The following is a 7,933-nucleotide window of genomic DNA, read 5'->3' on the forward strand; positions in this document are numbered from 1 at the left end:
CTGACCCTGGCCGTGGCCCGGGTCGCCGCCGCCCTGGCCTGCGGCCGCATCGCCAGGATCCGACCCGCCCAGGCGCTCGGCGAAGCCCAGAGCGAACCGGGCCGGCCCGGCCGGGGCCGCACCGTGACCGGCCTCGTCGTGCTCTTCGCCGGCCTCAGCTCCGCGGGCACCGCGGCCTTGCAGTCGGGCGAGCTCGCGGCCATGGCGGCGAGCAGCGCGGCCCTCGCCCTGGTGATCGCCTGCGCGCTCCTCGGCCCGTGGATCGCCCGGGGAGCCATGCGCCTGCTCGCACCGCCCGCCCGGAGACTCGGCGGCGCCGGAGGCCACCTCGCCGCCGCGTCCACCACCGCGAACTCGCCCCGGCTGGGGGCCGCCATCACCCCGGTCGCCCTGGTCGTCGCCTTCGTGGGCGTCCAGCTCACGGCGGGCGCCACCATGGACCACGAGGGCAGCGCCCAGGCGCGGCAGGCGACGCGCGCGAACCTCGTCGTGACCACCGAGGACGCCGGACTGCCCGCCGGGGCCGCCCGCCGCGTGGCCGCCGTACCGGGCGTCGAGGCCGCCACGGGCACACTCCACAGCACGGTCGTCCTCGCCAGGAAGGAGGCCGGCGACCCCGTCCTCGAACGGCTCCCGGTGCTGGGCGTCACGCCCGGCGCCCTGCCCGCCACGCTCGACCCCGACGTCACCTCCGGCTCCCTGAAGGACCTGCGTGAGGGCACCGTCGCGCTCGGTGCGACCCGGGCCGACGCGCTGGACGCCGGAGTCGGCTCCACAGTCCGGCTGCGCTACGGCGACGGGGTCAGCGCCTCCCTGCGGGTGGTCGCGGTCTACGAACGCGGCCTCGCTCTCGGCGACTTCCTGTTCGCCCGCGAGGCATTGGCACGGCACGTGACCGCGCCGCTGGACACCCGCATCCTCGCCCGGACCGCCCCGGACGCCGACCGGGCAGCCGTGCGCGAGGCGGTGGGCGAGGCGCTCTCCGGCATCGTGCTCGGCGCACGGGTGACCGCGCACCCGAGCCCGGAACACCTCCAGTCCGAGGACCGGGGCGTGAGCCAGGTACTCACCGTCGCGGCCGTCGCCGTCGTCGGCGGGTTCACCGTCGTCGCCGTCCTCAGCACCCTGGTGCTCATCGTCATCGGACGCCGCCAGGAACTGGTCCTGCTCCGGCTGGTGGGCGCGGGGCGCGGCCAGGTCCGGCGCATGCTGCGGGTCGAGGCGGCGATCGTGACCGTCACCGGACTGGTGGTCGGTGCGCTGGCCGCCCTGATCCCCCTCACCGCGTTCAGCCTGTCCGTCACCGGGTCGCTGCCCTATCTGCCACCGGTCCAGGTGGGGGCCATCGTCCTGGTCGTCGTCGTGACCGTGGCCGCGGGCATCCTCCTGCCGGCCCGCCCGGCACTGCGCCGCCGGCGCCCGGCGGCCCTGCACCGTTCCTGACGAGCCGCCGGGCGGCACAGGACCGACAACGACGCGTCGACCCGTACAGGAGATCGAGGAGCCGCATCATGGCCCGCACCGCCTCAGTCCTGCTCACCCTGGCCGGAGCGGCGGCTCTGCTGCTCAGCGCCTTCCAGCCCTGGTACGAGGGCCGAGAACCGGGCGAGGTGAAGCTGACGGACCTGTTCACCGGCCTGGAACCCGAGGCGGCGAACGGGACCGCCGGCTCCACGCTGCTGCTCCTGGCCGGCGTGGCCGCCGTCGCCGTGCTGGGCCTGCTCCCGGGGGTCCCGTCGCCGCGCCCGCCCCATTCCGGGGCCTGGCTCCCCCTGGAGAAGACCTGAGACCGACCTCATGATGTGGCCGCCCGAAACCTCGGCGTTGATCAGCCGGTTAGTCCTGTACCGCCCGCGTCCAGCGGCCAGCGAGCGTTCAGGAGGAATCGATGGACAGCGAGAATTACTTCGTAGCGGCCGAGCAGCACGCTGAGGCAGGCCGATTCGACGCCGCTGTCGTCTTCGCCCAGCTGGCCACGGCGGCAGCCATGATGCGGATGGCCGGGCAGCCTGTGGCGATCTACCTTGGCGATCATCAGCCGCTGCCTGCCGACTGGTGCGGAACGTGCTACAGCCCCGGCCGCCGTGTCACCGCTGATCGTAAGGACTGTCCGCGGTGCAACCCACGCTCCCTTCGGGCCCGGCCCTGCCGTTACTGCGGTGTGCACATCGAGGAGCGCATGGACAGCAACGGCGCTGAGGGCTCGTGGGCCTGGCGGGATGAACGAAATTCCGTGAACTGTCCCAAGGCCCCAGACCCTTCTGCGCCCCCGCCCGTACCGGTACAGGCGGAACGGGACGTGAACCCCGACCGGGTCTGGAGCCTGTTCCTACAGGAGTGGAACGAGAACCGTGTACTCGCTGAAGAGCCCGCCTCGGCAGAGGCTCTCCTGACGGCCAAGACACTCCTGCCCTACATGCCGCGCACTCGCCTGGGGGAAAGGCCGCACGCGGCGCACCTGGACGCGTGGCTCGCCGACAGGGCCGGCCAGCCTCACGGGCCGTTCCAGATCGCCGAAGAACCGCGAGTCGACGAGTCGTCCGTTCGGACGTGGCGCCTCCAGACCGCGTGACGACCCCGCACTCAGACGGGGCAGGTACACGCCCCCGCGCGTATCCATGGTCCGTAGCGGTCGTTGTTCTGGCGCAGGCAGACCAGCAAGCCGGAAGCCGGATCACCCGTCATGTCGATGTATCTTCACCGCTCAGCCAAGACCAAGGTCCTCCGGAAAGCCGGAGCCTCCCGGTGCAAGTACTGCAACACCCCCATCGAGTGGTTCGAGCGGTACGACGCCCTGAGAATCCCGCTGACCACTGAGTTCCCCACCCGACGCATCCCCTCGAAAATGCGCTGGCATGTGGAACACGGGATCGCCTACCCCGGCACGGATGCTTCCAACGGTTACTGCCGCATCCCTCACCCCGCCATCTGTCCCGCGTTCGACCACCCGGACCTACCACCGGACATCCATGAACTCGTCCGCGTCCTTGCCGTACGGATGCGCGTGGCAATCGAAAATGGCGAGTTCATCCCGTACGTAGAGCCGGCCACCCAGGAAGAGGTGGAAAATCCCGAACCGGAGGGGACTCAGGCAGTTCGTCATGTCATCGCCTATAGCGGAATGCTCCGCATCGGCCCCTGTGCCATCGAGGATCTGCAGTGCATCGGCCGCGACGGCCAGACCGGTCAACGGTGCGAGAACGCCGTTTGTGACCTGAGCGAAGGCAGCTGGGAACCCGTCTCTATCGACGAGGATCAGGTCGCAGGCCGACTGGGTCAGGCGGTTCTGAGCCTCACTGGCGGAATCATCTGGGCGTGGCAGGTAGCCGACTTCAACATTGCTCTCCGCTGGTGGAAACAGCGCTGTCCCGAGCATCACAACTCATCCGAGCCTGACCACGTCCCCAACGAGTTCGTCCCTTTCCACCCTCTGCGCCACGACGCCTACGTCCTGACCGAGCGCCCCACCGGCTACGACCTCATTTCGGAAACCCGGGGCGGCGTCGTCATCCATGACGGACCCACGACCCGCACTACATGCGCAACACCGTCGTGCTCAAACACATCCCTCCTCGCCTACCCGGACACGTGGCTGTGCTGGCAGTGCGAGAAGCGGGAACGCTACCGACACCGCGTCCACCAACGCTGGGTGAAGCTCGCTGCCACCGCAGAGCCGACGGGCTCTACTCCCTGAACCCCGGCGACCGGGCGTCGGCCACGTCGGTGAGCCTTTGCCCACCTGTCGGTCAGCCAGGGCAGCGGGCCGTAGATCATGGCGGCCCCCGGCTCTGACGGCACGATGCACATCCGCCATGACCTGCTGTCAGCAAGCGGCTCTCAACAGCGCAGACCGAAGTCCTGACCGGTCAACAGGCGCAGGTCCTCTGTTGTTCCGGAACACAAGCGTCCGATGCGGTCCGATGCGTGGGTGCAGTCGATGAGTTCGGGCTGCGAGAGGAGTCTGATGGAGTACACCCGATACCTGGAGGCCGGCCTGTGGCTGCACCACACGTTCTGGAGACCCGGAGAGCTCTGGAGGGGGCAATCCACGAAGAGCGGTCCGCGCTCGCTCAAGACCTCGCCGAACTCAGCACGGGTCAGTGGGCGACAACATCACTATGCGAACGCTGGACCGTGGAGGAGGTGGTAGCCCATCTGACGGCAGGTGCCGGCACGAGTATGGGGCGCTGGCTGCTGAGCATGTCGGCTGCGCGCTTCGACCCCGATCTGCACAATGACCGACGGCTTGCGAAGCACCGTGGTGCTACACCCCAAGAGACCTTGCGGCTCTTCCGCGAAGTCGTCGCCGGGCCCGCCGGGCCGACAGGACATACTGCTGCCTGGTTGGGCGAGATCGTCGTCCACAGCGAGGACATCCGTCGGCCATTGGGTCTAGTACGGCCACCCCCAGTGGCCACGACGACCGCCGTGGCCCGGTTCTTCGCCAGCCGCGACTTCACCGTCCCGAGCGAGACCACGATTGCGGGTCTGCGGCTCGAGGCTACGGACGGACCGTTCACCACCGGCTCGGGGCATCTGCTCCGGGGCCCGACCCTATCGCTGGTGATGGGGATGGCGGGCCGTGCCGCGGCCTGCGAAGACCTCGAGGGTGACGGGGCCGCCATCCTGCACGCCCGACTGCGCTGAGCTTAAGAGATCATCTCGTTTGGTGGATCGAAGTGAAGGTGGCCCGGCGGACTGCATCTTCAGTGCTGGTGCGACGATGCGGGCATGCGCGAGGTCGATGAGCTGCTCAACGTCGATGATCCAGCCTGGCCGCTCCTTCTCCAGGAGCTGTCCGGCTCCTCTCGGCATGGGCGTCACCCGGGCTTCCGAAGATCCGCAACCAGCCGCTGTCCACCAGCAGACCGCCTTTCCGCCGTTGTGGTCGGCTGAGGCCCGCCAGGACCTGCCGGCGACCAGTCGCCGTGCGGTGCCCATGGCGGAACTCCTGGGGCTGAGCCGCGACTCGTGCCTGCAGTTCGACGGCGCCGACCCGGGGTTCCTCGGAGTCGCATGAACCGGCTCACGCAGCCGGACGCCGGTAGCAGATGAGCGCGGCGGCGATGCCGGCGAAGGCGAAGGAGTGTTCGGCCTTGCGCTCGTAGCGGCGGTGGAGACGGCGGCACCCGGCAAGCCAGGCCACCGTGCGTTTCACGGTCCCGTTCCTCCGGAGTGCTCCCGGGCCCGCACGCCCGGCGATACCGTGGTGAGCAACGCCAGTTCTGCCCTCTGGAGTCCTCGATGAGCGAACAGCCGGCCCCCGCCGACACCGCCGCCCGGCAGCTGGAGCCCGCGGCCGCCGACGGGTTGCGCGCGTACGCGGCCAAGACCCGCGCCGACGCCGACCGGTTCGCTGGCGTCCTGGAGGACATCGCCACCAACGGCCTGCCCGACCCCGATCAGTGCACCCCGTGGGAGGAGCTGCGCGAGGCCCACCTCGCCCGCCTCGCCGCCCAGCGCCCGGCCGTTGCCTGATGCCCAGGCAGCACGGCCCGCGCCGTGCCCGGATCACATTTTCCGACTCCGCCGCGAAGCAGCTGGAGAGCCTGACCAACGAGGCAGACATCCACGCCCTGGACCGCGCCCTGGTCGTCATCTCCGTCGACCCCGAGGTCGGCGAGCCGCTGCCCGGCACCGCCGCCGGCCCCTTGCTGCGCGAGTACGCCGACGACGTCGAGCGCGTGCGCTTGTTGTACTGGGTCACGGCTCTTCGAACCGTGGTCGTCGTCGCGTACATCGAGGTCTGACCGCCAAGGGAGCCAGGTGCCCCACGTCATCCAGCAGCTGTCCGCCAACCGCGCTCTCGGTGGGCTCCGCATGGGCCTGGTGGAGTGCTCCCTTCAGGCCGCGACGCTCCGCGAAGGCCCGGCGCAAGATTCCGGACCGGGCGCGGCCTGGCTTGCCTTCGTGTGCCCGGCCCACTTTGCCCGGGTGGCCCGCGGCTGCGTCCCACCCCGACGAGGGCACGACGCCTTGCGGAACCGTCCTGGACTTCCGCACTGCCGAGCAGCAGCTCCAGTCACACGCCGATCTGTGGCTGACGACGCTGACCGGCGTGGACCCCCAGGCGCTGGGCTACGTCTGGTTCGACGTCCTGGACCAGGCCGACCACGTACTGCGCGCCCGGGTCGAACGAGCCGGTGACCCGTCTCGTCGAAGTTTGACCGGTGCCGGTTTGTCTCATGGAAGTTTGATCGGTGTGGTTGCCCTACCGGTGATCCACTCGTGTGGCTGAAGAGGCTGTGTCGATGCTCTCCGGGCCGAGGGCCCGGCCATGAGACTGGCCAGGATCGTAGCCCCGGACCGAAGGACCGACATGGCTGAAGAGCTGTACGCGACGTTGAAGACGAACAAGGGCGACATCAAGCTTCGGCTCTTGCCGAAGCACGCTCCCAAGACCGTCAAGAACTTCGTGGAACTCGCCACCGGCGAACGCCAGTGGATCGACCCGAACACCGGCCAGCCCACCAACGCGCCCCTGTATGACGGCACCGTCTTCCACCGGGTCATCCAGGGCTTTATGCTCCAGGGCGGTGACCCGCTGGGCAACGGCACCGGCGGGCCCGGCTACAAGTTCGCCGACGAGTTCCACCCGGACCTGGCCTTCACCAAGCCCTACCTGCTGGCGATGGCCAACTCCGGCCCCGGCACCAACGGCTCCCAGTTCTTCATCACGGTGGACCCCACCACCTGGCTGAACGGCAAGCACACCATCTTCGGCGAAGTGGCCGACACGGCCAGCCAGCAGGTCGTGGATGCCATCGCGGGAGTGGAGACCAGCCGCAACGACCGTCCGGTCGAGGACGTCGTGGTCGAGAAGGTCGTCGTCGAGACCCGCTGACCCCAGCCCGGGGCCACCGCCGTGGCTGGCGCCCGTGCCTTGACGCGGGAACTTCACCGGTGGCCCTGGCTGGCCGGTCAAACTTCGACGAGACGGGACAGCCCTCCCCGGTCCGGTCGGCTCACCACCCGTGCGGCGGCCACGGCGTTCACGTAGATCGAGGCGTCATTGTAGGGGGAGTCCAGGGCGGCGGGTGAAGGTCCGCGATCACCTGGCATCGGTACGCCCCGGGGCGAGGGCGAGGAAGGGTTGGAGGCGCCGCGTGGCCGGCTCCAACGCAAGAAATCGGTCTTACCGGTGAGGGCAGCCGTTCCCCGCTACCGGATATCCCTGCTTTACACCAATGCTACATGCTGCATCATTTACGATGCAGACGCGTGCACCCACTCGACAGGACCTCGCCCAAGCCCCCGCCCAGCCCTGATCGGCATCACGCATCGGGGGTACACGGTGCCGCATGGCACCGAAGACTGAACGTATCCAGTTCCTGCGGAACGCACGGCAACTGCGCCGCGTCCGCTCCTTCTACGCTGCAGCCGTCCCGCTCTGGACGGTATCCGCCCTCTGGACCGGCTGGCAGGCCCCGGGAAGCCGTCAGATGTGGGTGTCCGTCCTTCTCCTGGCCGTCTTCACCGCACTGCTCGCCACAGCGACCCTCGCCCAACGGCGCCTGCCCATTCCCGCCACTGGCCGCCCCGCACACCACGCGGCCCCGCACAAGCTGCCAGGCACCAGCCGTCACGCCCACGCCTGAAAACCCATCACAGGAGTCCCCACAGCACCCTTCCCCGTAGCCAGCCGCCCGCGAAGCGGGCTTCAGGCCCGGGAGCGAAGCGGACGGGCCAGGGGTGGAGCGAAGCGGAACCCCTGACAGGCCGCCACGAAGTGGCGGCCTGTCAGGGCATCGCGAAGCGAGGCCCGTTCACTGCGTTCACGCAGCGAAGCGGAGAGAACGCCCCACGCGAAGCGTGGGCGGGGAGCAAAGCGAGCCGGCACCACAGCCCTTGGAGCGAAGCGGAAAGGGCGCGCCAAGCGAAGCGCGGCGCTTCGCTTGCTCATCGCGCAGCGATGAGGTACCCGCTCCGCGGG

General features: G+C 69.5%; 9 protein-coding genes and 1 pseudogene. 8 read left to right on the forward strand and 2 right to left on the reverse strand.

The features are described 5' to 3' along the window. Both G3I41_RS02015 and G3I41_RS02020 read left to right on the forward strand, forming a co-directional pair. Positions 1–1,443, forward strand: a 1,443-nt coding sequence (locus tag G3I41_RS02015; RefSeq protein ID WP_164398561.1) for an ABC transporter permease, incomplete at its 5' end; no start/stop codon positions are given. A gap of 68 nt (positions 1,444–1,511) precedes the next feature. Beyond that, positions 1,512–1,787 carry a hypothetical protein gene (locus G3I41_RS02020; RefSeq protein ID WP_164398562.1) on the forward strand — a complete coding sequence of 92 codons (276 nt, stop codon included), beginning with the start codon at positions 1,512–1,514 and terminating at the stop codon, positions 1,785–1,787. 41 nt (positions 1,788–1,828) lie between these two features. Here G3I41_RS02020 and G3I41_RS02025 read toward each other — a convergent pair whose 3' ends face one another. Next, complete coding sequence (locus G3I41_RS02025) at positions 1,829–2,035, reverse strand: hypothetical protein (RefSeq protein ID WP_164398563.1); 207 nt, start codon at positions 2,033–2,035, stop codon at positions 1,829–1,831. Between the two features lie 648 nt (positions 2,036–2,683). Here G3I41_RS02025 and G3I41_RS02030 point away from each other — a divergent pair. Further along, complete coding sequence (locus G3I41_RS02030) at positions 2,684–3,694, forward strand: DUF6083 domain-containing protein (protein ID WP_164398564.1); 1,011 nt, start codon at positions 2,684–2,686, stop codon at positions 3,692–3,694. 302 nt (positions 3,695–3,996) lie between these two features. After that, a complete protein-coding gene (locus G3I41_RS02035) occupies positions 3,997–4,647 on the forward strand; it encodes a maleylpyruvate isomerase family mycothiol-dependent enzyme (protein WP_343242036.1) in 651 nt (216 codons plus the stop codon). A gap of 379 nt (positions 4,648–5,026) precedes the next feature. Here the strand turns inward: G3I41_RS02035 and G3I41_RS02045 are convergent. Then, positions 5,027–5,158: pseudogene (locus G3I41_RS02045) on the reverse strand (IS5/IS1182 family transposase); the annotation flags it as partial. A gap of 86 nt (positions 5,159–5,244) precedes the next feature. On the opposite strand from G3I41_RS02045, the gene G3I41_RS02050 reads away from it, so the two are divergent. The 4 genes from G3I41_RS02050 (at position 5,245) to G3I41_RS02065 (ending at position 7,598) form a co-directional block, all read left to right on the forward strand. Beyond that, positions 5,245–5,478 (forward strand): hypothetical protein, encoded by a 234-nt coding sequence (locus G3I41_RS02050; RefSeq protein ID WP_164398566.1) that lies wholly within the window; start codon positions 5,245–5,247, stop codon positions 5,476–5,478. Further along, positions 5,478–5,750 (forward strand): hypothetical protein, encoded by a 273-nt coding sequence (locus tag G3I41_RS02055; protein WP_164398567.1) that lies wholly within the window; start codon positions 5,478–5,480, stop codon positions 5,748–5,750. The genes G3I41_RS02050 and G3I41_RS02055 overlap by 1 nt, the downstream gene beginning before the upstream one ends. Before the next feature lie 569 nt (positions 5,751–6,319). Further along, positions 6,320–6,844, forward strand: coding sequence for a peptidylprolyl isomerase (locus G3I41_RS02060; protein WP_164398568.1), 525 nt, complete (start codon positions 6,320–6,322; stop codon positions 6,842–6,844). A 457-nt stretch (positions 6,845–7,301) separates the two neighbouring features. Then, positions 7,302–7,598 (forward strand): hypothetical protein, encoded by a 297-nt coding sequence (locus G3I41_RS02065; protein WP_164398569.1) that lies wholly within the window; start codon positions 7,302–7,304, stop codon positions 7,596–7,598. Positions 7,599–7,933 lie beyond the last annotated feature (335 nt).

Origin of the sequence: Streptomyces sp. SID9727 (genome assembly GCF_010550605.1) — a bacterium.
GTDB lineage: Bacteria > Actinomycetota > Actinomycetes > Streptomycetales > Streptomycetaceae > Streptomyces.

Coding starts and splice junctions, on each gene's coding strand:
- G3I41_RS02025 (WP_164398563.1), bottom strand. CDS start 2,035: ATGATCGCCAAGGTAGATCGCCACAGGCTGCCCGGCCATCCGCATCAT.
- G3I41_RS02050 (WP_164398566.1), top strand. CDS start 5,245: ATGAGCGAACAGCCGGCCCCCGCCGACACCGCCGCCCGGCAGCTGGAG.
- G3I41_RS02020 (WP_164398562.1), top strand. CDS start 1,512: ATGGCCCGCACCGCCTCAGTCCTGCTCACCCTGGCCGGAGCGGCGGCT.
- G3I41_RS02060 (WP_164398568.1), top strand. CDS start 6,320: ATGGCTGAAGAGCTGTACGCGACGTTGAAGACGAACAAGGGCGACATC.
- G3I41_RS02030 (WP_164398564.1), top strand. CDS start 2,684: ATGTCGATGTATCTTCACCGCTCAGCCAAGACCAAGGTCCTCCGGAAA.
- G3I41_RS02065 (WP_164398569.1), top strand. CDS start 7,302: ATGGCACCGAAGACTGAACGTATCCAGTTCCTGCGGAACGCACGGCAA.
- G3I41_RS02055 (WP_164398567.1), top strand. CDS start 5,478: ATGCCCAGGCAGCACGGCCCGCGCCGTGCCCGGATCACATTTTCCGAC.